The following is a 23,795-nucleotide window of genomic DNA, read 5'->3' on the forward strand; positions in this document are numbered from 1 at the left end:
GGCCCCTTGATAGATGTAAATAACTTTGAATATATGAAGATTGGACTTGCTTCACCTGACAAGATTCGTTCTTGGTCATACGGTGAAGTTAAGAAACCAGAAACTATTAACTATCGTACGTTAAAGCCTGAAAAAGATGGCTTGTTCTGTGAGCGTATTTTCGGACCACAAAAGGACTGGGAATGTCATTGCGGAAAATACAAACGTGTACGTTATAAAGGTGTAGTTTGTGATCGATGTGGCGTTGAAGTAACGCGTGCAAAAGTACGTCGTGAACGTATGGGTCATATCGAATTAGCTGCTCCTGTATCTCATATTTGGTATTTCAAAGGTATCCCGAGCCGCATGGGACTTGTCTTAGACATGTCCCCTCGCGCGCTTGAAGAAGTAATTTATTTCGCTTCTTATGTTGTAACAGAAAGTGGAGATACACCACTTGATAAGAAGCAATTACTTTCTGAAAAAGAATACCGTGCATATCGTGATCGATATGGTAGCACATTCCAAGCTGCTATGGGTGCAGAAGCAATTAAAAAGCTACTACAAGACATCGATTTAGATAAAGAAGTAGACTTCTTAAAAGAAGAATTAAAAACAGCACAAGGACAACGCCGTACTCGTGCTATTAAACGTCTAGAAGTATTAGAAGCATTCCGTAACTCTGGAAATGAACCGTCTTGGATGATCTTAGATGTTCTACCAGTAATCCCACCAGAACTACGCCCAATGGTACAGTTAGACGGTGGACGTTTTGCTACTTCTGACTTAAACGACTTATACCGTCGTGTAATTAACCGTAACAACCGTTTAAAACGTCTATTGGACTTAGGTGCACCAAGCATCATCGTTCAAAACGAAAAACGTATGTTACAAGAAGCTGTAGACGCATTAATCGATAATGGTCGTCGTGGCCGTCCAGTTACTGGGCCAGGTAACCGTCCATTAAAATCACTATCTCACATGCTTAAAGGTAAACAAGGACGTTTCCGTCAAAACTTATTAGGTAAACGTGTTGACTACTCTGGTCGTTCTGTAATCGTTGTAGGACCGAACTTAAAGATGTATCAATGTGGATTACCAAAAGAAATGGCGCTTGAACTGTTCAAACCTTTCGTAATGAAAGAGTTAGTTGAAAAAGGATTAGCACATAACATTAAGAGTGCGAAACGTAAAATCGAGCGTGTACAACCTGAAGTTTGGGACGTTTTAGAGTCTGTGATTAAAGAACATCCAGTACTTCTAAACCGCGCACCAACACTTCACCGTCTTGGTATCCAGGCGTTTGAACCTACATTAGTAGAAGGTCGCGCAATCCGTCTTCACCCACTTGTATGTACTGCATACAACGCGGACTTTGACGGTGACCAAATGGCCGTTCACGTACCTTTATCATCAGAAGCTCAAGCTGAAGCTCGTCTTCTTATGTTAGCGGCACAAAACATCTTGAACCCGAAAGACGGTAAACCAGTTGTTACTCCATCTCAGGATATGGTATTAGGTAACTATTACTTAACACTTGAGCGTGAAGGTGCAATCGGTGAAGGTATGGTCTTCAAAGATGCAAATGAAGCATTGCTTGCATATCAAAATGGATATGTTCATCTTCATACACGTGTTGCAGTAGCTGCAAGTGCAGTAAACAACGCAACATTTACTGAAGAGCAAAAGAGTATGCTTCTATTAACAACAGTTGGTAAATTAATATTTAACGAAATCTTACCAGAGTCGTTCCCTTATATTAATGAACCAACAAATTCAAACCTTGAAAAAGAAACACCAGCGAAATATTTCGTTGAAAAAGGTGCGAACATTAAAGAAATTATTGCTAGTCGCGAAGAAGTGGCGCCATTTAGCAAGAAGATCCTTGGTAACATCATTGCGGAAGTGTTCAAACGTTTCCAAATTACAGAAACGTCTCGCATGCTTGACCGTATGAAAAACTTAGGATTCAAGTACTCTACAAAAGCTGGTATTACAGTTGGGGTATCTGACATTCTTGTATTAGGCGAAAAAGATGAAATTCTCCACGAAGCACAAGCAAAAGTAGATAATGTAATTAAACAATTCCGTCGCGGTTTAATCACGGAAGAAGAACGTTACGATCGCGTTATCTCTATTTGGAGTAATGCAAAAGATGTTATCCAAGGAAAACTGATGAAATCCTTGAATAAACGCAACCCAATCTTCATGATGAGTGACTCAGGTGCCCGTGGTAACGCATCTAACTTTACTCAGCTTGCTGGTATGCGTGGTCTTATGGCCAATCCATCTGGTCGTATCATCGAACTTCCAATCAAATCGAGTTTCCGTGAAGGTTTAACAGTACTTGAGTACTTCATCTCTACGCATGGTGCGCGTAAAGGTCTTGCCGATACAGCACTTAAAACTGCCGATTCTGGTTACTTAACACGTCGTCTTGTTGACGTTGCACAAGATGTAATCGTTCGTGAAGATGATTGTGGAACAGATCGCGGTTTATTAATTGGTGCGATTAAAGAGGGTAATGAAGTTATCGAGTCATTATATGATCGTCTTGTTGGACGTTTTGCAAGAAAAACTGTAAAACATCCTGAAACAGGTGAAGTATTAGTTGCTGAAAATCAATTAATTACTGAAGATATCGCTCATATCGTTGAAAATTCGGGTGTTGAAACTGTAAACATTCGTTCAGCGTTTACGTGTAATACTCGCCACGGTGTATGTAAGAAGTGTTACGGTCGTAACTTAGCAACTGGAACAGACGTAGAAGTAGGAGAAGCGGTAGGTATTATCGCAGCTCAATCTATCGGTGAGCCAGGTACACAGTTAACGATGCGTACATTCCATACAGGTGGGGTTGCCGGAGATGATATTACTCAAGGTTTACCTCGTATCCAAGAGATCTTCGAAGCTCGTAATCCGAAAGGTCAGGCAGTTATCAGTGAAATCGACGGTGTTATCGCAGCGATCAACGACGTTAAAGATCGCCAAGAAGTAGTTGTACAGGGTGAAGTTGAAGCTCGTACGTATGCTATTCCTTACGGTGCTCGTCTGAAAGTAACTCCAGGACAGCCAATTAGCCACGGTAAAGAGTTAACAGAAGGTTCTATTGATCCGAAAGAATTACTAAAAGTAACGGACATTACGGCGGTTCAAGAATACTTATTACGTGAAGTTCAAAAAGTATACCGTATGCAAGGGGTAGAAATTGGTGACAAACACGTAGAAGTAATGGTACGTCAAATGTTACGTAAAGTTCGTGTAAGTGATGCAGGTGAAACAGATGTATTACCAGGAACATTACTAGATATCCATCAGTTCACTGATGCGAATGCTAAGGTCTTACTGCAAGGTAAGCAACCAGCAACAGCTAGACCTGTTCTACTTGGTATTACAAAAGCTTCACTTGAAACAGATTCATTCTTATCTGCAGCATCGTTCCAAGAAACAACTCGTGTCTTAACTGATGCAGCAATTAAGGGTAAACGCGATGAACTTCTAGGATTAAAAGAAAATGTTATTATCGGTAAACTTGTTCCTGCTGGAACAGGTATGAATCGTTATCGCAAAGTGGATCTTGTAAAAACAACACAAGATGACATGAATGTAGAAAACGATGAGGTTTATGTGGAACAGTAAAATTTTCCGGCATAAATTTTGTATAAAAACAATTAATCTTAGTTGACATTGTATGAGTCAAAATGTTACTATAATCAAGGTTGCTCCTGAACGATGCTTTGGAGGATATTTATATGTCTTATCAAAAAGTATCAACTGCTGAAAATGTAGTCGTTGGTCATAAACGTACATTGGAGGCAATCAAAAATGGTACAGTTAAAGAAGTTGTCATCGCAGAGGATGCTGACATGCGGTTAACCCATGCTATCATTCGTGTTGCAATGCAATATAACGTGCCCATAACAAAAGTTGAATCAGTTCGTAAGCTTGGTAAAGCTTCGGGGATTCAAGTGGGAGCTTCAGCAATAGGAATAATAAGTTAAAACTGTTTTTGTGAGGAGAGAGCATTTGCTCTTCCTTGCAAAAACTTTGTTTTCAACTAATAATGAACCACCTGGATATGTGGTCATACAAACATGCGAAGGGAGGATAATCAAATGCCTACTATTAACCAATTAGTGAGAAATGGTCGTACTGATAAAGTATGGAAATCTAAATCACCTGCGTTAAACAAAGGTTTTAACTCTTTAAAGAAAAAATCAACTGATATCTCTGCACCTCAAAAACGTGGTGTATGTACTCGTGTTGGTACAATGACTCCAAAGAAACCTAACTCAGCGTTACGTAAATACGCTCGTGTACGTTTAACAAACGGTATCGAGGTTACAGCTTACATCCCAGGTATCGGTCATAACCTACAAGAGCATAGCGTAGTATTAATTCGCGGTGGTCGTGTAAAGGATTTACCGGGGGTACGTTACCACATCGTTCGTGGTGCGCTTGACACAGCTGGTGTTGACAAACGTATGCAAGGACGTTCTAAATATGGTACTAAGAGACCAAAACCTGCTAAAAAATAATAACTTTAAAATGAAAGGAGGAACTCAATATGCCTCGTAAAGGACCTGTTGCGAAACGTGACGTGTTACCAGATCCAATGTACAATTCGAAGCTAGTAACACGCCTTATCAACAAAATGATGGTTGACGGTAAAAAAGGTAAATCTCAAACAATTCTTTATAATGCGTTCGATATCGTAAACGAACGTACTGGTAAAGAGCCAATGGAAGTATTCGAGCAAGCTCTTAAGAACATCATGCCTGTTCTTGAAGTACGCGCTCGTCGTGTTGGTGGTGCTAACTACCAAGTTCCAGTTGAGGTTCGTCCAGAACGCCGTACAACTTTAGGTCTTCGTTGGTTAGTAAACTACGCTCGTCTTCGTGGTGAAAAAACTATGGAAGAGCGTCTTGCTAACGAAATCTTAGATGCAGCTAACAACGCTGGTGCATCTGTTAAGAAACGTGAAGACACTCATAAAATGGCAGAAGCTAACAAAGCATTTGCTCATTACCGTTGGTAGGATTCAACGTAAAATAAATGTAAGCATAAACCGCTTTATTTGTCGCTTATGGAAGTGTGGAGAGGGAGAATGCCTCTCCCTTTCATCGGGCGCTCGTTTTACATAATGAGAGTACTGGACATACTGACATGTGTAACAATATAAAGTGGCTTTTTTGCTACTTAAAATAAAAAAATCCAATCCATATATGGAAGGAGCAAGACACCAAATGGCAAGAGAGTTCTCTTTAGAAAACACTCGTAATATTGGTATCATGGCTCACATCGATGCTGGTAAAACAACAGCAACTGAGCGTATTCTGTACTACACAGGACGTATTCATAAAATCGGTGAAACTCACGAAGGTGCATCTCAGATGGACTGGATGGAGCAAGAGCAAGAGCGTGGTATCACAATTACTTCTGCTGCAACTACAGCACAATGGAAAGGTCATCGTGTAAACATCATTGATACTCCAGGACACGTAGATTTCACAGTAGAAGTAGAACGTTCTTTACGCGTACTTGATGGCGCTGTAGCGGTACTTGATGCGCAATCTGGTGTAGAACCACAAACAGAAACTGTTTGGCGTCAGGCTACTACTTACGGCGTACCTCGTATCGTATTCGTTAACAAAATGGATAAGATCGGTGCAGATTTCTTATACTCTGTAGGAACAATCCACGATCGTTTACAAGCAAACGCACATCCAATTCAGTTACCAATCGGTGCTGAAGATGAGTTCAATGGTATCATTGACCTTGTTGAAGAGTGTGCTTACATGTACGGTAACGATTTAGGAACAGACATTCAACGTGTTGAAATTCCTGAAGAGCACAAAGAATTAGCTGAAGAATACCGTGGAAAACTTATTGAAGCGGTAGCTGAGCTTGATGAAGAAATGATGATGAAGTACCTAGAAGGTGAAGAAATCACTGTAGAAGAGCTTAAAGCTGGTATCCGTAAGGCTACAACTTCTGTAGAATTCTTCCCAGTAATCTGTGGTTCTGCATTCAAAAACAAAGGTGTTCAAATTCTGTTAGACGCAGTTATCGACTACCTTCCATCACCACTAGATGTACCTGCTATTAAAGGTACTCTACCGGATACAGATGAAGAAGTAGAACGTAAGTCTAGCGATGAAGAACCATTCGCAGCTTTAGCATTCAAAATCATGACTGACCCTTATGTTGGTAAGTTAACGTTCTTCCGTGTGTACTCTGGTGTGTTAAACTCTGGATCATACGTGAAAAACTCAACTAAAGGTAAGCGTGAGCGTGTAGGTCGTATCCTACAAATGCACGCTAACAGCCGTGAAGAGATTTCAACAGTTTACGCTGGTGATATCGCTGCTGCTGTAGGTTTAAAAGATACTACTACTGGTGATACTCTTTGTGACGAGAAGAGCCTTGTTATCCTTGAGTCTATGGAATTCCCAGAGCCAGTTATCTCTGTAGCTATCGAACCAAAATCTAAAGCTGACCAAGATAAAATGGGTACAGCATTATCTAAGCTTTCTGAAGAAGATCCAACATTCCGTGCTCACACTGACCAAGAAACTGGCCAAACTATCATCGCTGGTATGGGTGAACTTCACCTTGATATCATCGTTGACCGTATGCGTCGTGAATTCAAAGTGGAAGCAAACGTTGGTGCTCCTCAGGTAGCATACCGTGAGACTTTCCGCGCTGCTGCGAAAGTTGAAGGTAAGTTCGCTCGTCAATCTGGTGGTCGTGGACAATTCGGTCACGTTTGGATTGAGTTTGAACCTAACGAAGAAGGTAAAGGATTCGAATTCGAAAACAAGATCGTCGGTGGTGTAGTTCCTCGTGAATACATCCCAGCTGTTGGAGCAGGTCTTGAAGATGCACTTAAAAATGGTGTACTAGCTGGTTATCCACTAGTTGACATTAAAGCTGCATTAGTTGACGGATCTTACCATGATGTCGATTCATCTGAGATGGCGTTCAAAATCGCTGCATCTATGGCACTTAAAGCTGCGGTTTCTAAATGTAGCCCAGTAATTCTTGAGCCAATGATGAAAGTTGAAGTTGTAATTCCTGAAGAGTACATGGGTGACATTATGGGTGACGTAACATCTCGTCGTGGACGTGTAGAAGGTATGGAAGCTCGCGGTAACGCACAAGTTGTTCGCGCTATGGTTCCACTTTCTGAAATGTTCGGTTATGCAACGTCATTACGTTCTAACACTCAAGGACGCGGAACATTCTCTATGGTGTTTGACCACTATGAAGAAGTACCAAAGTCTGTTTCTGAAGAAATTATCAAAAAAAATAAAGGTGAATAATTGATTTTTATCGATTGTTCAAGTATAACTACTTATGTAAGCTTAGAAAGTGGGACGTAAGTTTCACTTTCTAGTCTAAATATAAAATAACCTATATAAACTAAGGAGGAATTTAGAATGGCTAAAGCTAAATTCGAACGTTCTAAACCCCATGTTAACATCGGTACAATCGGCCACGTTGACCATGGTAAAACTACATTAACTGCTGCGATCACTACAGTTCTTGCAAAAGCTGGTGGTGCTGAAGCACGCGGATACGATCAAATCGATGCTGCTCCAGAAGAAAGAGAGCGCGGTATCACAATCTCAACTGCACACGTTGAGTACGAAACTGAAACTCGTCACTATGCACACGTTGACTGCCCAGGTCACGCTGACTATGTTAAAAACATGATCACTGGTGCTGCTCAAATGGACGGCGGTATCTTAGTAGTATCTGCTGCTGATGGCCCAATGCCTCAAACACGTGAGCACATCCTTCTTTCTCGTCAAGTAGGTGTTCCTTACATCGTTGTATTCTTAAACAAATGCGACATGGTAGATGACGAAGAATTATTAGAATTAGTAGAAATGGAAGTTCGCGACCTATTATCTGAATACGGATTCCCAGGCGACGACATTCCTGTAATCAAAGGTTCTGCTCTTAAAGCTCTTCAAGGAGAAGCTGATTGGGAAGCAAAAATCATTGAATTAATGGCTGAAGTTGATGCTTACATCCCAACTCCAGAACGTGAAACTGACAAACCATTCTTAATGCCTGTAGAGGACGTATTCTCTATCACAGGTCGTGGTACAGTTGCTACTGGTCGTGTTGAGCGCGGTATCGTTAAAGTTGGTGACGTAGTAGAAATCATCGGTCTTGCTGAAGAAAATGCTTCTACAACTGTAACTGGTGTAGAGATGTTCCGTAAACTTCTTGACCAAGCTCAAGCTGGAGACAACATCGGTGCTTTACTTCGTGGGGTTGCTCGTGAAGACATCCAACGTGGACAAGTACTTGCAAAAAGCGGTTCTGTAAAAGCTCACGCTAAATTCAAAGCTGAAGTTTTCGTATTATCTAAAGAAGAAGGTGGACGTCACACTCCATTCTTCGCTAACTACCGTCCTCAGTTCTACTTCCGTACAACTGACGTAACTGGTATCATCCAATTACCAGAAGGTACTGAAATGGTAATGCCTGGTGACAACATCGAAATGACTATCGAACTTATCGCTCCAATCGCTATCGAAGAGGGAACTAAATTCTCTATTCGTGAAGGTGGACGTACAGTAGGTTACGGTGTAGTTGCTACTATCGTTGAGTAATCTTAACTGATATAAAAAAACCTAAGGGATTTTCCCTTAGGTTTTTTGTTTGCGTTTATATAAGGAAGAAGAGGGTGTTTTTTGTTTTGACGAGTTTCTTCTATAGTAATATAAAAACGACAAAAGATAATCCAGAAACTGTAAAATGAATTCTGTTAGATGAAAACTTGAAATTCTTTAAAGTGCCATGTATAATAGCAAAAGTAGAGAAAAGCAGATGCAAACAAAAAGATGCTTGCATCTAGACGAATAACATTGTATAATAGACAATGTTGGTCTTTGACTGCGATGAAGTGGAAGGTTGCTGACACACCCGGCCGCTTTGCCATGGCATGGTGTGGGGAAATTTCCATGGAGAAGGTCTATTTTAGAAATAGGCGAACGAAGGAGGGAAAATAATGGCAAAAGAAAAAATTCGTATCCGTTTAAAAGCTTACGATCACCGTATTCTTGATCAGTCAGCTGAGAAAATTGTAGAAACAGCTAAGCGTTCTGGGGCAACAGTTTCTGGTCCGATCCCATTACCAACTGAAAAAACTGTTTACACAATTCTTCGTGCTGTTCATAAGTACAAAGATTCTCGTGAGCAATTCGAAATGCGCACGCACAAACGTCTAATCGACATCGTGAGTCCTACTCCACAAACAGTAGATTCATTAATGCGTTTAGACTTACCATCTGGTGTAGATATCGAAATCAAACTATAATTTATATAACTTAAAAATGTAGGAGGTGTAACTCATGACCAAAGGAATCTTAGGAAGAAAGATCGGTATGACTCAAGTATTTGCTGAGAACGGTGAGTTAATCCCAGTAACAGTTATCGCTGCTAATCCAAACGTTGTTCTTCAAAAGAAAACAACTGAAACTGATGGCTACAATGCAATCCAGTTAGGATTTGAAGATAAACGTGAAAAGTTAACTAACAAACCTGAACAAGGCCACACTGCTAAAGCATCTACAACTCCTAAGCGCTTCATTCGCGAAATCCGCGATGCAGACGTGGACGGATTAGAGGTTGGTCAAGAGGTAAAAGTTGACGTATTCGCTACAGGTGAAATCGTTGATGTAACAGGAATTTCTAAAGGTAAAGGTTTCCAAGGTGTTATCAAACGCCACGGACAATCTCGCGGACCTATGTCTCATGGTTCTCGCTATCACCGTCGTCCAGGTTCAATGGGCCCAGTTGCTCCGAACCGTGTATTCAAAGGCAAAAAACTTGCTGGACGTATGGGTGGAGACCAAGTTACTATCCAAAACTTAGAAATCGTTCAAGTTGACACTGAGCGCAACTTATTACTAGTAAAAGGTAACGTTCCAGGTGCTAAGAAATCTCTTGTAGTTGTTCAAGGCGCTGTGAAGGTTAGCAAATAATTCACAATAGGAAGGAGGAATTCCAATGCCAAAAGTTACTGTATATAACCAAACTGGTTCACAGGTTGGTGAAATCGAATTAGCTGAAGCTATTTTCGGTATCGAACCAAATGAAGCTGTACTTTTCGAAGCTGTAATGATGCAACGTGCATCTTTACGTCAAGGTACACACAAAGTAAAAACTCGCTCTGAAGTTCGCGGTGGTGGTCGTAAACCATGGCGTCAAAAAGGAACTGGACGTGCTCGTCAAGGGTCTATCCGCTCTCCTCAATGGCGTGGTGGTGGTACGGTATTCGGACCTACACCAAGAAGCTATGCGTACAAACTTCCTAAGAAAGTTCGTCGTTTAGCAATCAAATCTGCATTAGCTACTAAAGTAGTTGAGAACAACATTGTAGTTCTTGAAGACCTAGTGTTAAATGCACCAAAAACAAAAGATATGCTAGCAGTACTTAAAGGATTAACTGTTGAGAAGAAAGCTCTTATCGTAACTGCTGATGCAAACGAATCTGTAGAGTTATCTGCTCGCAATATCCCTGGAGTAACAGTAATCACTGCTGATGGCGTAAACGTTTTAGACGTGCTTCATCATGATAAGCTAATCATGACAAAAGCGGCAGTGGAAAAAGTAGAGGAGGTGCTTGCATAATGAGAGATCCTCGTGATATCATTAAGCGCCCAGTTATCACTGAACGTTCTATGGAAATGATGGCTGAAAAAAAATACACGTTCGATGTGGACGTTAAATCTAATAAAACAGAAGTTAAAGATGCTCTTGAAGCGATCTTTGGTGTTAAAGTAGAAAAAGTGAACATCATGAACTACAAGCCGAAAGCAAAACGCGTTGGTCGTCACGCTGGTTTTACTAGCCGTCGTCGTAAAGCAATCGTTAAGCTAACTGCTGACAGCAAAGAAATCGAAATCTTCCAAGGCGTTTAATTCTTACTAAAGAAGGAGGGAAATTGAGATGGGAATCAAAAAGTATAATCCAACTACTAACGGTCGTCGTAATATGACTACGAATGATTTCGCTGAAATCACGACTGATAGACCCGAAAAGTCATTACTTGCTCCTTTAAGCAAGAAGGCTGGTCGTAATAACCAAGGTAAAATCACTGTACGTCATCAAGGTGGCGGACATAAGCGTCAATACCGTATCATCGACTTTAAGCGTAACAAAGATGGAATTCCAGGACGCGTTGCTACGATCGAATACGATCCAAACCGCTCTGCGAATATCGCATTAATTAACTACGTTGACGGTGAAAAACGTTACATTCTTGCTCCTAAATCTTTAGAAGTAGGTATGGAAGTTATGTCTGGCCCAGAAGCTGACATTAAAATCGGTAACGCATTACCATTAATCAACATTCCAGTAGGTACTGTTGTTCATAACATCGAGCTTAAGCCTGGTCGTGGCGGACAATTAGTTCGTTCTGCTGGTACATCTGCTCAAGTACTTGGTAAAGAAGGTAAATACGTACTTGTACGTTTAACTTCTGGTGAAGTACGTCTTGTATTATCTGCTTGTCGCGCTTCAATCGGTCAAGTAGGTAACGAACAACACGAACTTATCAAAATCGGTAAAGCAGGTCGCTCTCGCTGGTTAGGTAAACGCCCAACAGTTCGTGGTTCTGTAATGAACCCTGTTGATCACCCACACGGTGGTGGTGAAGGACGTTCTCCAATCGGACGTAAGTCTCCAATGTCTCCATGGGGTAAACCAACTCTTGGATTCAAGACTCGTAAGAAAAACAAAGCGTCTGACAAATTTATCGTTCGTCGTCGTAAAAAATAATGGGATTGTAGTACGGTTCATTTCTAGAACCGTACGCCAATCACGAAGGGAGGCACCAAAATGGCTCGTAGCTTAAAAAAAGGACCATTTGTCGATGATCACTTAATGAGCAAAATGGAAAAATTAGTTGCATCTGAGCAAAAACAAGTTGTTAAAACTTGGTCTCGCCGTTCAACAATCTTCCCTCAGTTCATCGGACACACAATCGCTGTATATGATGGTCGTAAACACGTACCTGTGTACATCACTGAGGATATGGTTGGCCATAAGTTAGGTGAATTCGCACCAACTCGTACGTACAAAGGTCACCTTGCTGACGATAAGAAAACTAGAAGATAATGAGAGGAGGCACTTCAATGCAAGCTAAAGCAGTAGCGAGAACAGTTCGTATTGCTCCTCGTAAAGTTCGTTTAGTAGTAGACTTAATCCGAGGTAAGCAAGTGGGTGAAGCGATTGCTATCCTTAACCACACACCAAAAACTGCTTCTCCAGTTGTAGAAAAAGTTTTAAAATCTGCAATCGCAAATGCAGAGCACAATTATGAGATGGACATTAACAACCTAGTTGTAGAAAAAGTTTTCGTTGACGAAGGTCCGACGTTAAAACGTTTCCGTCCACGTGCAATGGGTCGTGCAAGCCAAATTAACAAACGCACAAGCCACATCACAGTTGTGGTATCAGAAAAGAAGGAGGGATAATCGATGGGTCAAAAGGTTAATCCAATTGGTCTTCGTGTCGGCGTTATCCGTGACTGGGAATCTCGTTGGTTCGCTGAGAAAGATTACGCTACATTATTACATGAAGACATCAAAATCCGTGAGTACATTAATGTACGCTTAAAAGATTCTGCTGTTGCTAAAGTAGAAATCGAACGTGCAGCAAATCGTGTAAATGTTACAATTCACACTGCAAAACCTGGTATGGTAATTGGTAAAGGTGGTACTGAAGTTGAAGCACTTCGTAAAGCTCTTAACCAATTAACAGGCAAGCGTGTACACATCAACATTTTAGAAGTTAAGAGAGCTGATCTTAACGCTAAATTAGTAGGCGAAAACATCGCTCGTCAATTAGAAAACCGTGTATCATTCCGTCGTGCACAAAAGCAAGTTATTCAACGTGCTATGCGTGCAGGTGCTAAAGGTATTAAAACACAGGTTTCTGGTCGTCTTGGCGGAGCTGATATCGCTCGTGCAGAATCTTACAGTGAAGGAACTGTTCCACTTCATACACTTCGCGCTGATATTGACTATGCAGCAGTTGAAGCTGATACAACATACGGTAAATTAGGCGTAAAAGTATGGATCTACCGTGGAGAAGTCCTTCCTACAAAAAAGAAAGCTTCTGAGGAAGGAGGAAAATAATATGTTAATGCCAAAACGCGTAAAATATCGTAGAGAGCATCGTGGTAAAATGCGTGGTCGTGCTAAAGGTGGAACTGAAATTGCTTTCGGTGAATTCGGTTTACAAGCACAAGCTGCTTCATGGATTACAAACCGTCAAATCGAAGCTGCTCGTCGTGCAATGACTCGTTACATGAAACGTGGCGGTAAAGTATGGATTAAAATTTTCCCTTCTAAACCTTACACTGCAAAACCTCTAGAAGTACGTATGGGTTCCGGTAAAGGGGCACCAGAAGGCTGGGTAGCAGTAGTAAAACCTGGGAAAATTATGTTCGAAATCGCGGGTGTATCTGAAGAGGTAGCACGCGAAGCATTACGTCTTGCAGCTCACAAGTTACCTGTGAAATGTAAATTCGTAAAACGTGAAGAAAATGGTGGTGAATCTAATGAAAACTAATGATATTCGTGAATTAACCACTGCCGAAATCGAAACAAAAGTTAAAGCTTTAAAGGAAGAGTTGTTTAATCTTCGCTTCCAACTTGCTACAGGACAATTAGAGAATCCAACTCGCATTCGTGAAGTGCGTAAAGCAATTGCTCGTATGAAAACTGTAGTTCGTGAAAGAGAGATCGGAATTAATCGATAAATTGAGGGGAGGTTTGCATAGTGAGCGAACGTAACCAACGCAAAGTTTATACTGGTCGTGTAGTGTCTGACAAAATGGACAAAACGATTACAGTTTTAGTTGAAACTTACAAAACTCATTCCTTGTACGGAAAACGTGTTAAGTATTCTAAGAAGTACAAAGCCCATGATGAGCAAAACCAAGCGAAACTTGGCGATATCGTTAAAATCATGGAAACTCGCCCGCTTTCTGCTACTAAGCGTTTCCGTTTAGTTGAAATCGTTGAAGAAGCGGTTATTATCTAAATAGACGAATCGGAATTTTTAGTCCGAAGGGAGGTTTCATAACATGATCCAACAAGAATCTCGTTTGAAAGTTGCTGACAACTCTGGTGCACGTGAACTTTTAACAATTAAAGTATTAGGCGGCTCTGGTCGTAAATATGCTAACATTGGTGACATTATCGTTGCTACGGTAAAACAAGCAACACCAGGTGGCGTTGTTAAAAAAGGTGACGTTGTTAAAGCAGTAGTAGTACGTACGAAGAGCGGAGCTCGTCGTCCGGACGGTTCTTACATCAAATTTGATGAAAACGCAGCGGTTATCATTAAAGACGATAAGAGCCCACGTGGTACTCGTATCTTCGGACCAGTAGCTCGTGAATTACGTGATAGCAACTTCATGAAGATCGTTTCTTTAGCTCCAGAAGTTCTATAATTTAAGGTATTGCCTTGCTAAGGAGGTGCAGAATTAAGATGCATGTAAAAAAAGGTGATAAAGTACAGGTAATCACTGGTAAAGACAAAGGAAAACAAGGCGTTATCCTTGTGGCTTTCCCAAAGCAAAACCGTGTTATCGTTGAGGGTGTCAATATCGTTAAGAAGCACTCTAAGCCATCTCAATTAAATCCACAAGGTGGAATTATTACTAAAGAAGCACCTATTCACGTTTCTAACGTTATGATTTTAGATCCGAAAACAGGTGAACCTACTCGCGTAGGCTTCAAAGTAGAAGATGGTAAAAAAGTTCGTATTGCAAAAAAATCTGGTGAATTATTAGATAAATAATTTTCTTAAGAAAGGAGGTCACTTCATTGAATCGCCTTAAAGAGAAGTTCCAAAAGGAAATTACTCCTGCTCTAGTGAGCAAGTTTAACTATAAATCTGTAATGCAGGTACCAAAAATCGAAAAGATCGTAATCAACACTGGTGTTGGTGACGCGGTATCTAACTCAAAAGCGTTAGACAACGCAGTAGAAGAATTAACACAAATCACAGGTCAAAAACCTGTTGTAACTCGTGCTAAAAAATCAATCGCTGGTTTCCGTCTTCGTGAAGGTATGCCAATCGGTGCGAAAGTAACTTTACGCGGCGAGCAAATGTATGAGTTCTTCGACAAATTAGTATCAGTTTCTTTACCACGTGTACGTGATTTCCGTGGTGTTTCTAAGAAATCATTCGATGGTCGTGGAAACTATACATTAGGTGTTAAAGAGCAACTTATTTTCCCTGAGATTGATTATGATAAAGTAAGCAAAGTCCGCGGTATGGACATCGTAATCGTTACTACAGCGAAAACTGATGAAGAAGCTCGTGAACTGTTAACACAATTCGGTATGCCATTCCAAAAATAATGGAAGCCAACGCTAAGTAGAGGAGGCGAAAACGTGGCTAAAAAATCTATGATAGCGAAACAAAAGCGTACTCCTAAGTTTAAAGTACAAGAGTATACACGTTGCGAACGCTGCGGTCGTCCGCATTCTGTATACCGCAAATTTAAACTTTGCCGTATTTGTTTCCGTGAACTTGCATATAAAGGTCAAATTCCTGGTGTTAAAAAAGCTAGTTGGTAAAACCCACAAATGGGAAGGAGGTAAAACACATGGTGATGACAGATCCAATTGCAGACATGCTTACTCGCATCCGTAATGCGAACATGGTACGTCATGAGAAATTAGAGGTTCCTGCTTCTAAAATCAAAAAAGAGATCGCTGAACTTTTAAAACGTGAAGGTTTCATTCGTGATGTAGAATACATCGAGGATAACAAACAAGGTATCCTTCGTATTTTCCTGAAATATGGTGCAAACAATGAACGTGTAATCACTGGATTAAAACGTATCAGTAAACCTGGCTTACGCGTTTACGCTAAAGCTGACGAAGTACCACGTGTACTTAACGGATTAGGTATCGCTCTTGTTTCTACATCTAAGGGAGTAATGACAGACAAAGACGCTCGTCAATTACAAACTGGTGGAGAAGTAGTAGCATACGTTTGGTAATATATATTTAAAACGAACGGAGGTGTGACCACATGTCTCGTATTGGTAAAAAGATTCTTGAAATCCCTGCAGGTGTTACTATTACAGTTGCAGAAGACAATACTGTAACAGTAAAAGGCCCTAAAGGTGAATTAACTCGTACTTTCAATGCTGATATGCTTATCAAAATTGAAGAGAATACATTAACAGTTGAGCGTCCATCTGAACAGAAGGAACACCGTGCATTACACGGTACAACTCGTGCTTTAATCGGAAACATGGTTGAAGGTGTAACTGAAGGTTTCGCACGCGGACTTGAATTAGTCGGTGTTGGTTACCGTGCTCAAAAACAAGGTGATAAACTTGTATTAAGCGTAGGTTATTCTCATCCAGTAGAAATGACTCCGGAAGCAGGTCTTGAAGTTGAAGTACCTGCACCAACTAAGATCGTAATTAAAGGTATCGACAAGCAACGTGTTGGCGAATTCGCTGCTAACATCCGTGCTGTACGTGCTCCTGAGCCTTACAAAGGTAAAGGTATTCGTTACGAAGGCGAAGTTGTTCGTCGTAAAGAAGGTAAAACTGCTAAGTAAACCCGTTAGGTGAGAGAAAGGAGTGACAAGAATGATCACTAAAGCTGATAAAAATGCGACTCGTAAGAAAAGACATGCACGTGTACGTGCTAAACTTACTGGTACTGCAGAGCGTCCACGTTTAAACGTGTTCCGTTCTAACCAACATATTTACGCTCAAGTTATTGATGATGTGAATGGTGTAACGTTAGTAAGTGCATCTACTCTTGATAAAGACCTTGCTCTTAACGGTACTAGCAATATTGAAGCTGCTACGAAAGTTGGAGAATCAGTTGCTAAGCGTGCTGTAGAGAAAGGCGTTAAAGAAGTAGTATTTGATCGCGGTGGTTACTTATACCATGGCCGTGTTAAAGCTCTAGCTGAAGCTGCTCGTGAGGCTGGATTACAATTTTAATGGTCAAAGGAGGGAAAATTGATGCATCGCATTGACCCAAGTAAATTAGAACTTGAAGAACGTGTAGTTACGATAAATCGTGTCGCGAAAGTTGTTAAGGGTGGTCGTCGTTTCCGCTTTGCTGCACTAGTTGTAGTTGGCGATAAAAACGGTCATGTTGGATTCGGTACTGGTAAAGCACAAGAGGTACCAGACGCAATCCGTAAAGCTATCGAAGACGCTAAGAAAAACTTAATCGCTGTACCATTAGTTGGTACAACAATTCCACACACAATCAACGGTCATTTTGGCGCTGGTGAAGTATTCTTAAAACCTGCTGCTGAGGGTACTGGTGTTATTGCTGGTGGACCTGTTCGTGCGGTCCTTGAATTAGCTGGTGTACAAGATATTCTTTCGAAATCTCTTGGTTCTAACACACCAATCAACATGATTCGCGCTACTGTGAACGGATTAAGCGAACTTAAGCGCGCTGAAGATGTTGCAAAATTACGCGGTAAATCTGTAGAAGAGCTACTAGGTTAAGGAGGGAAAACAAATGGCGAAAAAGTTAGAAATTACCCTCACTCGTAGTGTAATTGGTCGTCCACAAGATCAACGTGCGACGGTAGAAGCTTTAGGTCTTAAAAAGTTGAATTCAACTGTAGTTAAGGAAGAAACTCCTGCTATTCTTGGTATGATCAACAAAGTTTCTCACCTTGTAACTGTAAAAGAAGCTTAAGGATAACTCATTAATATAAGGAGGTGCCTGGGAATGAAACTTCATGAATTAAAACCTGCAGAAGGTTCTCGTAAAGTACGTAACCGTGTCGGTCGTGGTATCGGTTCTGGTAACGGTAAAACTGCTGGTAAAGGTCATAAAGGACAAAACGCACGTTCTGGCGGCGGTGTTCGTCTTGGCTTCGAAGGTGGTCAAACTCCATTATTCCGTCGTTTACCAAAACGCGGCTTCACAAACATTAACCGTAAAGAGTTTGCTATTGTAAACTTATCAACGTTAAATCGTTTTGAAGATGGTACAGAAGTAACACCTGAATTATTGCTGGAAACTGGCGTTATCAGCAAGTTAAACGACGGTGTTAAAGTTCTTGCAAGCGGAGCAGTAGAGAAAAAACTAACTGTTAAAGCGCACAAGTTCTCTTCAAGTGCTAAAGAAGCAATTGAAGCAGCTGGCGGATCAGTTGAGGTGATCTAATGTTTCGTACAATCTCCAACTTTATGCGCGTTGCTGAGATAAGACGTAAAATATTATTCACTTTAGCGATGTTAATCGTATTCAGGATTGGCACGTTTATCCCCGTGCCATTTACAAATGGAGACGTACTGAAGGCACAAGATCAATTAAATGCTTTAGGTATTCTAAATACATTTGGCGGTGGAGCCTTGAAAAACTTCTCCATCTTTGCGATGGGAATCATGCCGTATATTACAGCATCCATCATCGTGCAATTATTGCAGATGGATGTTGTTCCTAAATTTTCGGAATGGTCGAAGCAAGGTGAAATGGGCCGTCGTAAATTAACGCAATTCACGCGTTACTTTACAATTGTTCTTGCGTTTATTCAGGGGTTTGGTATGTCAATCGGTTTTAACGGTATGGTAGGTGGACAATTAATTTTGAATCCAGGTTGGAGCACTTATTTATACATTGCTACGGTACTGACTGCTGGTACTGCATTTTTAATGTGGTTAGGTGAACAGATTACAGCTAAAGGTGTAGGTAATGGTATTTCCATCCTTATTTTTGGCGGTATTGCCGCAGCGATCCCAAGTGTTATATCTCAAGTGTATCAGCAACAGTTTCAAAATATCGGAGATCAATTGTTCATGAGTATCGTTAAAGTTGCATTGATTTTACTAGCTGTGCTAGCAGTTATTGTGGGTGTTATTTTCATTCAACAGGCTGTTAGAAAGATCCCAATTCAATATGCGAAGCGTGTAACAGGAGGAAATGGTGGTTATGCTGGAGCACAAAACACACATTTACCGCTTAAGGTAAATAGTGCTGGTGTTATTCCAGTAATTTTTGCTGTTTCATTCTTAATTACGCCTCCGACTATTGCACAGTTCTTCCCGAAACATGATGTATCGCAGTGGATTATTGCAAACTTTAACTATTCTCACCCAGTGGGAATGATCATATATGTTGCGCTCATTGTAGCCTTCACATATTTCTATGCATTTGTTCAGGTTAATCCAGAGCAAATGTCAGAGAATCTAAACAAGCAAGGTGGATATGTTCCAGGTATTCGTCCGGGTAAGAATACGGAACAATATCTAACAAAAATCTTGTATCGTTTGACCTTTGTAGGATCAATTTTCCTAGCAGCGATTGCAATCTTACCAGTTATCTTTACGAAATTGGGAAATCTTCCTCCATCTGCACAGATCGGTGGAACGAGTATGTTAATCGTTGTCGGCGTTGCTTTAGAAACAATGAAGCAGCTAGAAAGCCAACTGGTAAAACGCCATTACAAAGGGTTTATCAAGCAGTGAGTAAGTGGGAAGAATTGTCTTCCCTACATGCTCATGTACTCTGAGGGGGAACAAGGATGAACTTAATTTTAATGGGGCTTCCTGGTGCTGGTAAAGGTACACAAGCCGAACAGATTGTTGCCAAGTATAACATCCCTCACATTTCAACAGGAGACATGTTCCGTGCAGCTATGAAGGCTGAAACTGAAATGGGTCTACAAGCAAAATCTTTTATTGATAAAGGTGCACTTGTTCCAGATGAAGTTACAATCGGAATCGTTCGTGAACGTTTAAGTCAAGACGACTGCGTAAGAGGTTTCTTACTAGACGGTTTCCCACGAACTGTTGCACAAGCATCAGCTCTTGAAGAAATTATGAAAGATCTTGGCAAAAAAATCGACTATGTTTTAAACATTAATGTGGATTCAGGGTTGTTATTAAAACGCCTTACAGGCCGTCGCATTTGTAAAGAGTGCGGTGCGACTTACCACTTAGAATTCAATCCACCAGCAAAAGCTGATGTGTGCGATAAATGTGGTGGCGAATTATATCAACGCTCTGATGACAATGAAGAAACTGTAGCAAATCGTTTAGATGTAAATATTAAGCAAACAAAACCTTTGCTTGATTTCTACGAAGAGCTTGGTTACTTACAAAGCATTAATGGTGAGCAAGATATCAATAAAGTATTTGCTGATATCGATGTTCTCATCGGAGGCTTAGCGTAATGATAATCTGCAAAACTCCTCGCGAGATAGAAATCATGCGAGAAGCTGGCAGGATCGTTGCTTTGACTCATCAAGAGTTGAAACAGCACATTACTCCAGGAATTACAACGAAAGAGCTCGATCAAATAGCGGAAAAGACGATTCAAAAATATGGTGCTACGCCATCTTTTAAAGGATACAACGGATTTCTGGGGAGCATATGTGCTTCTGTAAATGAAGAGCTTGTACACGGAATTCCAGGGAAGCGCAAGCTCAAAGAGGGCGATATCATCAGTATCGATATTGGTGCGAAATACAATGGGTACCATGGAGATTCTGCATGGACGTATCCAGTTGGAAACATTTCTGAATCTGTTCAAAAGCTACTTGATGTCACAGAAAAATCGTTGTATCTTGGTCTAGAACAAGTAAAACCAGGCGAGAGATTATCAAATATCTCACATGCGGTTCAAACCCATGCTGAAGAGAATGGATTCTCGATCGTTAGGGAGTATGTTGGTCACGGAATCGGGCAAGACTTACATGAGGACCCTCAAATCCCGCACTATGGTCCACCAAATAGAGGCCCTAGATTAAAGCCGGGAATGGTCATCTGTGTTGAGCCGATGGTGAATCAAGGAAGACGATATGTAAAAACACTATCTGATGACTGGACAGTGGTAACGGTAGATGGTAAATGGTGTGCCCATTTTGAGCACACGATTGCTCTTACAGAAGCAGGATACGAAATCCTTACCACTTTATAAGTAGCTGGCTCTCCGGGATTTCAGAGCAGTGTAAAATGTTACTGATTTGAAGAAGGGAGAACTATTGAATGGCTAAAGATGATGTAATTGAAGTCGAAGGTACCGTTCTTGAAACGTTGCCAAATGCTATGTTCAAAGTAGAATTAGAGAATGGGCATGTCGTATTGGCTCACGTTTCTGGTAAAATCCGTATGAACTTCATTCGTATTTTACCAGGAGACAAAGTTACGGTAGAATTATCTCCGTACGATTTAAATCGTGGTCGTATTACGTACCGTTTTAAATAATATAGCACTCCGTAATCTTTAAGGAGGTTCGAGACATGAAAGTAAGACCGTCAGTTAAACCAATCTGCGAAAAATGTAAAGTTATTCGTAGACGTGGAAAAGTAATGGTTATTTGTGAAAACCCTAAACATAAACAAAAACAAGGTTAATCAGAAGGAGGTGCATTCGTAATGGCACGTATCGCAGGTGTAGATATTCCTCGAGACAAACGCGTTGTTATTTCTTTAACTTACGTATTCGGCATTGGTCGCACAACTGCTGAAAAAATTCTTGCTGAAGCAGGTATTTCTGAAGAAACACGAGTTCGTGATTTAACGGAAGACGAATTAGGACGTATCCGTGATATCATCGATCGTATTAAAGTTGAGGGAGACCTTCGTCGTGAAGTATCTCTTAACATCAAACGTCTAATGGAGATCGGTTCTTACCGTGGTCTTCGTCACCGTCGTGGTTTACCAGTTCGTGGTCAAAACTCTAAAAACAATGCTCGTACACGTAAAGGTCCACGTCGTACAGTAGCAAATAAAAAGAAATAATAAGTAAAGGAGGTTGAACTAACAATGGCACGTAAAACAAACACTCGTAAAAAACGTGTGAAAAAGAATATTGAAGCTGGTATAGCTCATATTCGTTCTACTTTCAACAACACAATCGTAACACTTACAGATACTCACGGTAACGCACTTTCTTGGTCTAGTGCTGGTGCACTTGGTTTCCGTGGATCTCGTAAATCTACTCCATTCGCTGCGCAAATGGCTGCTGAAACTGCTGCTAAAGCTGCAATGGAACACGGTTTAAAAACTTTAGAGGTTACTGTTAAAGGTCCTGGTGCTGGTCGTGAAGCTGCAATTCGTGCTCTTCAAGCTGCAGGTCTAGAAGTAACAGCAATTAGAGATGTTACTCCAGTTCCTCATAATGGATGTCGTCCACCAAAACGTCGTCGTGTGTAATTTTTCTGTATAGAATTTTCCCTTTTGTCTATAATGGATATGATGCATTATCGAGAAATTTCGTACAGAAACATCGCTTGTTGTGCACAATCGGGAACTGCCTAAGGGGGACTTTCGGTTAGACAGGGGTTATACCTTTGTTTAACCGGGGTTTCGACGTTTTGAAGGAGGGTTTAGTTAATGATTGAAATCGAAAAGCCGAAAATCGAAACGGTTGAACTTAACGAAGATGCTAAATATGGTAAATTCGTAATTGAACCGCTTGAGCGTGGATATGGTACTACTTTGGGTAACTCCTTACGTCGTATTCTTTTATCCTCACTCCCTGGTGCCGCTGTTACTGCTATCCAAATCGATGGCGTATTACATGAATTTTCAACAGTTGAGGGCGTAGTAGAAGACGTTACGACGATCATCTTAAACTTGAAAAAGTTAGCTCTTAAAATCTACTCTGAAGAAGAGAAGACGTTGGAAATTGATGTACAGGGCGAAGGTATTGTCACAGCTGCTGATATTACTCACGATAGTGATGTAGAAATCTTAAATCCAGATTTACACATTGCAACGTTAGCAAAAGATGCGCATTTCCGCGTGCGTTTAACTGCAAAGCGTGGCCGTGGGTATACGCCAGCTGATGCAAATAAAAGCGAAGATCAACCAATAGGAGTAATTCCTATTGATTCTATTTATACTCCAGTATCACGTGTGACTTACCAAGTGGAAAAGACACGTGTCGGACAAGTGGCTAATTATGATAAGCTTACGCTTGATGTATGGACGGATGGAAGCATCGGGCCAAAAGAAGCTATCTCTTTAGGTGCCAAAATCTTAACTGAGCATTTAAATATCTTTGTTGGTTTAACTGATGAAGCACAAAATGCTGAGATTATGGTCGAGAAGGAAGAAGATCAAAAAGAGAAAGTTCTTGAGATGACTATCGAAGAACTAGACCTTTCTGTTCGTTCTTATAATTGCCTAAAACGTGCAGGAATTAATACTGTACAAGAGCTTGCGAACAAAACAGAAGAAGATATGATGAAAGTTCGTAACTTAGGACGTAAATCCTTAGAAGAAGTTAAACATAAACTTGAGGAATTAGGTTTAGGTTTACGTAAAGACGACTGAGGATTTAAACCCATCAACAAAGGAGGGAACTACGAATGGCATACAGAAAATTAGGCCGTACAAGTGCGCAACGTAAAGCTATGTTACGTGATTTAGCTACTGATTTAATTATCAACGAGCGCATCCAAACGACAGAAACTCGTGCAAAAGAACTTCGTTCTGTAGTGGAAAAAATGATCACTTTAGGTAAACGCGGAGATCTTCATGCTCGTCGTCAAGCAGCAGCTTTCATTCGCAATGAAGTAGCTAACGCTGAGACTGGTCAAGATGCACTTCAAAAACTATTCGCTGATGTAGCTCCACGCTATGCTGAGCGCCAAGGCGGATACACTCGTATTGCAAAAATTGGTCCACGTCGCGGAGACGCAGCACCAATGGTAATTATCGAGTTAGTATAATGATAATTAAAAGGGCAGGACAGTTCTTTTCAAGAAACTGGTCATGGCCCTTTTTTTTAAATATAAAAATAGGCTAACTTGGCGAAGGAAAGGGTG

The 23,795-nt window shown here is 40.8% G+C and carries 36 protein-coding genes; all 36 read left to right on the plus strand.

Going from position 1 to position 23,795, the window contains the following annotated elements:
• Positions 1-6: 6 nt before the first annotated feature.
• The 36 genes from rpoC (at position 7) to rplQ (ending at position 23,699) form a co-directional block, all read left to right on the plus strand.
• Entirely contained in the window at positions 7-3,618 is a 3,612-nt protein-coding gene (gene rpoC / locus NST90_RS00575) for a DNA-directed RNA polymerase subunit beta' (protein ID WP_000567939.1), read from the plus strand.
• A gap of 113 nt (positions 3,619-3,731) precedes the next feature.
• A complete protein-coding gene (locus tag NST90_RS00580; protein ID WP_000121837.1) occupies positions 3,732-3,980 on the plus strand; it encodes a 50S ribosomal protein L7ae-like protein in 249 nt (82 codons plus the stop codon).
• Positions 3,981-4,094: 114 nt separating this feature from the next.
• Positions 4,095-4,517, plus strand: a complete 423-nt coding sequence (rpsL, locus tag NST90_RS00585; protein WP_001142341.1) for a 30S ribosomal protein S12 — start codon at positions 4,095-4,097, stop codon at positions 4,515-4,517.
• A 29-nt stretch (positions 4,518-4,546) separates the two neighbouring features.
• Positions 4,547-5,017, plus strand: coding sequence for a 30S ribosomal protein S7 (rpsG, locus tag NST90_RS00590; RefSeq protein ID WP_001137491.1), 471 nt, complete (start codon positions 4,547-4,549; stop codon positions 5,015-5,017).
• Between the two features lie 208 nt (positions 5,018-5,225).
• Positions 5,226-7,304 carry an elongation factor G gene (gene fusA / locus NST90_RS00595; protein WP_000090370.1) on the plus strand — a complete coding sequence of 693 codons (2,079 nt, stop codon included), beginning with the start codon at positions 5,226-5,228 and terminating at the stop codon, positions 7,302-7,304.
• Positions 7,305-7,421: 117 nt separating this feature from the next.
• A complete protein-coding gene (tuf, locus tag NST90_RS00600) occupies positions 7,422-8,609 on the plus strand; it encodes an elongation factor Tu (protein ID WP_001029614.1) in 1,188 nt (395 codons plus the stop codon).
• Positions 8,610-9,007: 398 nt separating this feature from the next.
• The gene (gene rpsJ, locus NST90_RS00605; RefSeq protein ID WP_001040596.1) at positions 9,008-9,316 is read left to right on the plus strand and encodes a 30S ribosomal protein S10; all 309 of its coding nucleotides are present in this window, start codon (positions 9,008-9,010) and stop codon (positions 9,314-9,316) included.
• Positions 9,317-9,350: 34 nt separating this feature from the next.
• Entirely contained in the window at positions 9,351-9,983 is a 633-nt protein-coding gene (gene rplC / locus NST90_RS00610; RefSeq protein WP_000160207.1) for a 50S ribosomal protein L3, read from the plus strand.
• 25 nt (positions 9,984-10,008) lie between these two features.
• The gene (gene rplD / locus NST90_RS00615; RefSeq protein ID WP_001127258.1) at positions 10,009-10,632 is read left to right on the plus strand and encodes a 50S ribosomal protein L4; all 624 of its coding nucleotides are present in this window, start codon (positions 10,009-10,011) and stop codon (positions 10,630-10,632) included.
• Entirely contained in the window at positions 10,632-10,922 is a 291-nt protein-coding gene (gene rplW, locus NST90_RS00620) for a 50S ribosomal protein L23 (RefSeq protein ID WP_001205558.1), read from the plus strand. Before rplD ends, rplW begins: the two co-directional genes overlap by 1 nt.
• A gap of 28 nt (positions 10,923-10,950) precedes the next feature.
• A complete protein-coding gene (gene rplB / locus NST90_RS00625) occupies positions 10,951-11,781 on the plus strand; it encodes a 50S ribosomal protein L2 (RefSeq protein WP_000511583.1) in 831 nt (276 codons plus the stop codon).
• 60 nt (positions 11,782-11,841) lie between these two features.
• Entirely contained in the window at positions 11,842-12,120 is a 279-nt protein-coding gene (gene rpsS / locus NST90_RS00630) for a 30S ribosomal protein S19 (protein WP_000124454.1), read from the plus strand.
• Between the two features lie 17 nt (positions 12,121-12,137).
• Positions 12,138-12,479 (plus strand): 50S ribosomal protein L22, encoded by a 342-nt coding sequence (rplV, locus tag NST90_RS00635; RefSeq protein WP_001148024.1) that lies wholly within the window; start codon positions 12,138-12,140, stop codon positions 12,477-12,479.
• A 3-nt stretch (positions 12,480-12,482) separates the two neighbouring features.
• Entirely contained in the window at positions 12,483-13,142 is a 660-nt protein-coding gene (gene rpsC / locus NST90_RS00640; protein WP_000529956.1) for a 30S ribosomal protein S3, read from the plus strand.
• A 1-nt stretch (position 13,143) separates the two neighbouring features.
• A complete protein-coding gene (gene rplP / locus NST90_RS00645) occupies positions 13,144-13,578 on the plus strand; it encodes a 50S ribosomal protein L16 (protein WP_000928969.1) in 435 nt (144 codons plus the stop codon).
• The gene (gene rpmC, locus NST90_RS00650; RefSeq protein ID WP_000855718.1) at positions 13,568-13,768 is read left to right on the plus strand and encodes a 50S ribosomal protein L29; all 201 of its coding nucleotides are present in this window, start codon (positions 13,568-13,570) and stop codon (positions 13,766-13,768) included. Before rplP ends, rpmC begins: the two co-directional genes overlap by 11 nt.
• Positions 13,769-13,788: 20 nt before the next feature.
• Positions 13,789-14,052 carry a 30S ribosomal protein S17 gene (gene rpsQ, locus NST90_RS00655; RefSeq protein WP_000004106.1) on the plus strand — a complete coding sequence of 88 codons (264 nt, stop codon included), beginning with the start codon at positions 13,789-13,791 and terminating at the stop codon, positions 14,050-14,052.
• A gap of 43 nt (positions 14,053-14,095) precedes the next feature.
• Positions 14,096-14,464, plus strand: a complete 369-nt coding sequence (gene rplN / locus NST90_RS00660; protein ID WP_000615912.1) for a 50S ribosomal protein L14 — start codon at positions 14,096-14,098, stop codon at positions 14,462-14,464.
• A 38-nt stretch (positions 14,465-14,502) separates the two neighbouring features.
• Positions 14,503-14,814, plus strand: coding sequence for a 50S ribosomal protein L24 (rplX, locus tag NST90_RS00665; RefSeq protein ID WP_000558200.1), 312 nt, complete (start codon positions 14,503-14,505; stop codon positions 14,812-14,814).
• Positions 14,815-14,840: 26 nt separating this feature from the next.
• Positions 14,841-15,380: a 50S ribosomal protein L5 gene (rplE, locus tag NST90_RS00670; protein ID WP_001080831.1), complete on the plus strand. Its 540-nt coding sequence runs from the start codon at positions 14,841-14,843 to the stop codon at positions 15,378-15,380.
• Between the two features lie 33 nt (positions 15,381-15,413).
• The gene (rpsN, locus tag NST90_RS00675; protein ID WP_001085700.1) at positions 15,414-15,599 is read left to right on the plus strand and encodes a 30S ribosomal protein S14; all 186 of its coding nucleotides are present in this window, start codon (positions 15,414-15,416) and stop codon (positions 15,597-15,599) included.
• 29 nt (positions 15,600-15,628) lie between these two features.
• Positions 15,629-16,027 carry a 30S ribosomal protein S8 gene (gene rpsH, locus NST90_RS00680; protein WP_000245511.1) on the plus strand — a complete coding sequence of 133 codons (399 nt, stop codon included), beginning with the start codon at positions 15,629-15,631 and terminating at the stop codon, positions 16,025-16,027.
• A 32-nt stretch (positions 16,028-16,059) separates the two neighbouring features.
• Entirely contained in the window at positions 16,060-16,599 is a 540-nt protein-coding gene (rplF, locus tag NST90_RS00685; protein WP_000086558.1) for a 50S ribosomal protein L6, read from the plus strand.
• Between the two features lie 31 nt (positions 16,600-16,630).
• On the plus strand, positions 16,631-16,993 hold the full coding sequence (gene rplR / locus NST90_RS00690; protein ID WP_000628816.1) for a 50S ribosomal protein L18: 363 nt from the start codon (positions 16,631-16,633) through the stop codon (positions 16,991-16,993).
• 21 nt (positions 16,994-17,014) lie between these two features.
• Positions 17,015-17,515 carry a 30S ribosomal protein S5 gene (gene rpsE, locus NST90_RS00695; protein WP_000554646.1) on the plus strand — a complete coding sequence of 167 codons (501 nt, stop codon included), beginning with the start codon at positions 17,015-17,017 and terminating at the stop codon, positions 17,513-17,515.
• A 13-nt stretch (positions 17,516-17,528) separates the two neighbouring features.
• A complete protein-coding gene (gene rpmD / locus NST90_RS00700) occupies positions 17,529-17,711 on the plus strand; it encodes a 50S ribosomal protein L30 (RefSeq protein ID WP_001085234.1) in 183 nt (60 codons plus the stop codon).
• Positions 17,712-17,744: 33 nt separating this feature from the next.
• On the plus strand, positions 17,745-18,185 hold the full coding sequence (gene rplO / locus NST90_RS00705) for a 50S ribosomal protein L15 (RefSeq protein ID WP_000766081.1): 441 nt from the start codon (positions 17,745-17,747) through the stop codon (positions 18,183-18,185).
• Positions 18,185-19,486, plus strand: coding sequence for a preprotein translocase subunit SecY (gene secY, locus NST90_RS00710; RefSeq protein WP_000490117.1), 1,302 nt, complete (start codon positions 18,185-18,187; stop codon positions 19,484-19,486). The genes rplO and secY overlap by 1 nt, the downstream gene beginning before the upstream one ends.
• A 56-nt stretch (positions 19,487-19,542) precedes the next feature.
• Positions 19,543-20,193: an adenylate kinase gene (locus NST90_RS00715; RefSeq protein ID WP_001048989.1), complete on the plus strand. Its 651-nt coding sequence runs from the start codon at positions 19,543-19,545 to the stop codon at positions 20,191-20,193.
• Entirely contained in the window at positions 20,193-20,939 is a 747-nt protein-coding gene (gene map / locus NST90_RS00720) for a type I methionyl aminopeptidase (protein WP_283748315.1), read from the plus strand. The genes NST90_RS00715 and map overlap by 1 nt, the downstream gene beginning before the upstream one ends.
• A gap of 68 nt (positions 20,940-21,007) precedes the next feature.
• Positions 21,008-21,226: a translation initiation factor IF-1 gene (gene infA, locus NST90_RS00725; RefSeq protein ID WP_001029884.1), complete on the plus strand. Its 219-nt coding sequence runs from the start codon at positions 21,008-21,010 to the stop codon at positions 21,224-21,226.
• Positions 21,227-21,261: 35 nt separating this feature from the next.
• On the plus strand, positions 21,262-21,375 hold the full coding sequence (gene rpmJ, locus NST90_RS00730) for a 50S ribosomal protein L36 (RefSeq protein WP_000868344.1): 114 nt from the start codon (positions 21,262-21,264) through the stop codon (positions 21,373-21,375).
• Positions 21,376-21,396: 21 nt separating this feature from the next.
• Positions 21,397-21,762: a 30S ribosomal protein S13 gene (gene rpsM / locus NST90_RS00735; RefSeq protein ID WP_000090788.1), complete on the plus strand. Its 366-nt coding sequence runs from the start codon at positions 21,397-21,399 to the stop codon at positions 21,760-21,762.
• A gap of 24 nt (positions 21,763-21,786) precedes the next feature.
• A complete protein-coding gene (gene rpsK / locus NST90_RS00740; RefSeq protein ID WP_000101798.1) occupies positions 21,787-22,176 on the plus strand; it encodes a 30S ribosomal protein S11 in 390 nt (129 codons plus the stop codon).
• 180 nt (positions 22,177-22,356) lie between these two features.
• Positions 22,357-23,301: a DNA-directed RNA polymerase subunit alpha gene (locus NST90_RS00745; RefSeq protein WP_000569643.1), complete on the plus strand. Its 945-nt coding sequence runs from the start codon at positions 22,357-22,359 to the stop codon at positions 23,299-23,301.
• A gap of 35 nt (positions 23,302-23,336) precedes the next feature.
• Positions 23,337-23,699 (plus strand): 50S ribosomal protein L17, encoded by a 363-nt coding sequence (gene rplQ, locus NST90_RS00750; protein ID WP_000331490.1) that lies wholly within the window; start codon positions 23,337-23,339, stop codon positions 23,697-23,699.
• The last annotated feature ends 96 nt before the right edge of the window (positions 23,700-23,795 follow it).

Origin of the sequence: Bacillus sp. FSL E2-8900, assembly GCF_037966225.1 — a bacterium.
Lineage (GTDB): Bacteria > Bacillota > Bacilli > Bacillales > Bacillaceae_G > Bacillus_A > Bacillus_A cereus.

Coding starts and splice junctions, on each gene's coding strand:
- rpsE (WP_000554646.1), top strand. CDS start 17,015: ATGCATCGCATTGACCCAAGTAAATTAGAACTTGAAGAACGTGTAGTT.
- rpmC (WP_000855718.1), top strand. CDS start 13,568: ATGAAAACTAATGATATTCGTGAATTAACCACTGCCGAAATCGAAACA.
- rpsK (WP_000101798.1), top strand. CDS start 21,787: ATGGCACGTAAAACAAACACTCGTAAAAAACGTGTGAAAAAGAATATT.
- rplQ (WP_000331490.1), top strand. CDS start 23,337: ATGGCATACAGAAAATTAGGCCGTACAAGTGCGCAACGTAAAGCTATG.
- tuf (WP_001029614.1), top strand. CDS start 7,422: ATGGCTAAAGCTAAATTCGAACGTTCTAAACCCCATGTTAACATCGGT.
- secY (WP_000490117.1), top strand. CDS start 18,185: ATGTTTCGTACAATCTCCAACTTTATGCGCGTTGCTGAGATAAGACGT.
- rpsS (WP_000124454.1), top strand. CDS start 11,842: ATGGCTCGTAGCTTAAAAAAAGGACCATTTGTCGATGATCACTTAATG.
- rplB (WP_000511583.1), top strand. CDS start 10,951: ATGGGAATCAAAAAGTATAATCCAACTACTAACGGTCGTCGTAATATG.
- rplN (WP_000615912.1), top strand. CDS start 14,096: ATGATCCAACAAGAATCTCGTTTGAAAGTTGCTGACAACTCTGGTGCA.
- rplR (WP_000628816.1), top strand. CDS start 16,631: ATGATCACTAAAGCTGATAAAAATGCGACTCGTAAGAAAAGACATGCA.
- rpsM (WP_000090788.1), top strand. CDS start 21,397: ATGGCACGTATCGCAGGTGTAGATATTCCTCGAGACAAACGCGTTGTT.
- rplD (WP_001127258.1), top strand. CDS start 10,009: ATGCCAAAAGTTACTGTATATAACCAAACTGGTTCACAGGTTGGTGAA.
- rpsG (WP_001137491.1), top strand. CDS start 4,547: ATGCCTCGTAAAGGACCTGTTGCGAAACGTGACGTGTTACCAGATCCA.
- rplV (WP_001148024.1), top strand. CDS start 12,138: ATGCAAGCTAAAGCAGTAGCGAGAACAGTTCGTATTGCTCCTCGTAAA.
- rplX (WP_000558200.1), top strand. CDS start 14,503: ATGCATGTAAAAAAAGGTGATAAAGTACAGGTAATCACTGGTAAAGAC.
- map (WP_283748315.1), top strand. CDS start 20,193: ATGATAATCTGCAAAACTCCTCGCGAGATAGAAATCATGCGAGAAGCT.
- rplF (WP_000086558.1), top strand. CDS start 16,060: ATGTCTCGTATTGGTAAAAAGATTCTTGAAATCCCTGCAGGTGTTACT.
- rpsL (WP_001142341.1), top strand. CDS start 4,095: ATGCCTACTATTAACCAATTAGTGAGAAATGGTCGTACTGATAAAGTA.
- rpmD (WP_001085234.1), top strand. CDS start 17,529: ATGGCGAAAAAGTTAGAAATTACCCTCACTCGTAGTGTAATTGGTCGT.
- rplC (WP_000160207.1), top strand. CDS start 9,351: ATGACCAAAGGAATCTTAGGAAGAAAGATCGGTATGACTCAAGTATTT.
- rpmJ (WP_000868344.1), top strand. CDS start 21,262: ATGAAAGTAAGACCGTCAGTTAAACCAATCTGCGAAAAATGTAAAGTT.
- rplO (WP_000766081.1), top strand. CDS start 17,745: ATGAAACTTCATGAATTAAAACCTGCAGAAGGTTCTCGTAAAGTACGT.
- NST90_RS00715 (WP_001048989.1), top strand. CDS start 19,543: ATGAACTTAATTTTAATGGGGCTTCCTGGTGCTGGTAAAGGTACACAA.
- rplW (WP_001205558.1), top strand. CDS start 10,632: ATGAGAGATCCTCGTGATATCATTAAGCGCCCAGTTATCACTGAACGT.
- rpsH (WP_000245511.1), top strand. CDS start 15,629: ATGGTGATGACAGATCCAATTGCAGACATGCTTACTCGCATCCGTAAT.
- rpsC (WP_000529956.1), top strand. CDS start 12,483: ATGGGTCAAAAGGTTAATCCAATTGGTCTTCGTGTCGGCGTTATCCGT.
- fusA (WP_000090370.1), top strand. CDS start 5,226: ATGGCAAGAGAGTTCTCTTTAGAAAACACTCGTAATATTGGTATCATG.
- infA (WP_001029884.1), top strand. CDS start 21,008: ATGGCTAAAGATGATGTAATTGAAGTCGAAGGTACCGTTCTTGAAACG.
- NST90_RS00745 (WP_000569643.1), top strand. CDS start 22,357: ATGATTGAAATCGAAAAGCCGAAAATCGAAACGGTTGAACTTAACGAA.
- NST90_RS00580 (WP_000121837.1), top strand. CDS start 3,732: ATGTCTTATCAAAAAGTATCAACTGCTGAAAATGTAGTCGTTGGTCAT.
- rpsJ (WP_001040596.1), top strand. CDS start 9,008: ATGGCAAAAGAAAAAATTCGTATCCGTTTAAAAGCTTACGATCACCGT.
- rplP (WP_000928969.1), top strand. CDS start 13,144: ATGTTAATGCCAAAACGCGTAAAATATCGTAGAGAGCATCGTGGTAAA.